Source organism: Acinetobacter nectaris CIP 110549, from assembly GCF_000488215.1.
Taxonomy (GTDB): domain Bacteria; phylum Pseudomonadota; class Gammaproteobacteria; order Pseudomonadales; family Moraxellaceae; genus Acinetobacter; species Acinetobacter nectaris.
In genome coordinates, this window is the sequence record NZ_KI530724.1 from 1 (window position 1) to 1,801 (window position 1,801).

The window sequence follows — 1,801 nt, forward strand, 5'->3', positions numbered from 1 at the left end:
CTTGATATTATAAATACAGATATTCACTATCAACTTGATATAGATTTATTTAAAAGAAATAATTTTTTTAAACTAAAAAGAGTATCTATATCTGGTAATTTCCAAAGTGATTTAAAAAGTCAAATACATGGTTTATTGGGCTCAAATGTAAAAGAACTACTTATTGAATAGAGATAAGCAACCACCTTTTAATCGGTTTTTTCATATTTTTTAAACTTAACATAATACTGCTTATACGAAATATTAAAAATGGGAGCCATTAGCTCCCATTTTATTTAGCTTTCCATTAAGCTAAACGACAACATTCTCTACTTAGTTAATCGTAGATAGGATTCGGGTTTATTAGAACGTAAATATCACATTCAATAGGCTCTCCCCACTTAATTATTATATTTTTTCGGATAATATTTTTAAAAAAGTTACACTTTTTTAATACTTTAATAGATTGAGTATTCCAAGGAAGTACCGAAGTTTCAAGTCTTTCGAACTGTAATTCATTAAAGGCAATGCTAATGGCTATTTTAGTTGCTTCTGTAGCAATTCCTTTTCCCCAAAATTTTTCGCCTATCCAGTAGAATATAATTCCAGAGTAAGGAGCTATATTTTTAGTAACTTTAATTACTATACCTCCAACAAGCTCCGTATTTATTTCTATTGCCCAACTATGAAATCGTTCCGAGTTTGCAACATTAATCCATTGAATTCCATCTTTTTCAGTATAAGGGAAAGGAAAATTTGCTCCCATAGTTCTAGCAATATTAGGATTGTTCGCAAGTAAAACTAAACTATTTAGATGATTATTTTTCCACTTTGTAAGAATTAAATTAGATTTCATATCTTATTAGTTTTTTTAATTTACATCTAATATAACCAACATAGAAATCTAAATGAAGCTTAAAGCTCCATTTTTTTTAATCAAAAAGTCGACTCCAGAAACCTTTTTTGGGTTTTGTATCTTCTTCGTATTCTCGTACTAAATTCTCTTCTGATAGAGGATCTATACTCTCTTTTCGTTTTGGCTCACCTAATAAAAACTGTATTGCTTGTATTTGCTCATCTTTAACCTGAAGTTGTTCACGCTGAAAAACCTCCCTTTCTTGGGCCAAATCTAATTGCTTTTTAAGGATGTCTATTTGCTGTTTTAAGATGTCTACCTCTGTTTCCTTTTGTATCCTAGTAGACTGTAACGTGGCTACATCATTATTTAGATCGACAGATGGCTCACCAAAGATTCTGATGGCTTCTGAAAGATCAATTTTACCATCACTATTTTTAGATAAGTCACCTTTTTTTATACGCTTATAGATTGTTTGTCTATTTATTTTATACAGTTCAGATAACTCAATAACTGATAGAGGTTTCACGACTTTCTCTCATGTAAACTTATGTCTACTAGGTTACATTAAAATATATGTAGTAGGCTACATCACTATTTTGCAAAAAAACCTAAACTTTTTAGGTAAGGTATGAGTTTTTTTTGTTTAGATTCATCTCGCAACATATTTTTAATTCGACTTGCCAAAGCTTCATAACTCTCATTACCCTTTGCTAAGTAAGCTAATTCTGGTAATTGAGCAAGTTTATTACCAAACATATTAATTTGAGCATCGGTTAATTCTTGAAATTTTTCATGGTCAAAGGTCTTTCTAATTTTTGATTGAGGCGACTTATTTTTTGTTTTCACCTTAAACTGAATTTCAGTAATAACTCGGCCGCTTTTAAATTGAATGTATTCAACAGTAATATCCGTATAAGTGTTAATTTCTTTAATAGCCTTATCAAGCACATTTGACTTAAAGTT

The 1,801-nt window shown here is 29.9% G+C and carries 2 protein-coding genes and 1 pseudogene; all 3 read right to left on the reverse strand.

The features are described 5' to 3' along the window. Window positions 1-316: 316 nt before the first annotated feature. Window positions 317-835, reverse strand: a complete 519-nt coding sequence (locus tag P256_RS08760) for a GNAT family N-acetyltransferase (protein ID WP_023273331.1) — start codon at window positions 833-835, stop codon at window positions 317-319. A 76-nt stretch (window positions 836-911) separates the two neighbouring features. Further along, window positions 912-1,364, reverse strand: coding sequence for a plasmid replication DNA-binding protein (locus P256_RS08765; protein WP_023273332.1), 453 nt, complete (start codon window positions 1,362-1,364; stop codon window positions 912-914). A 65-nt stretch (window positions 1,365-1,429) separates the two neighbouring features. Continuing rightward, window positions 1,430-1,801: pseudogene (locus P256_RS08770) on the reverse strand (RepB family plasmid replication initiator protein); the annotation flags it as partial.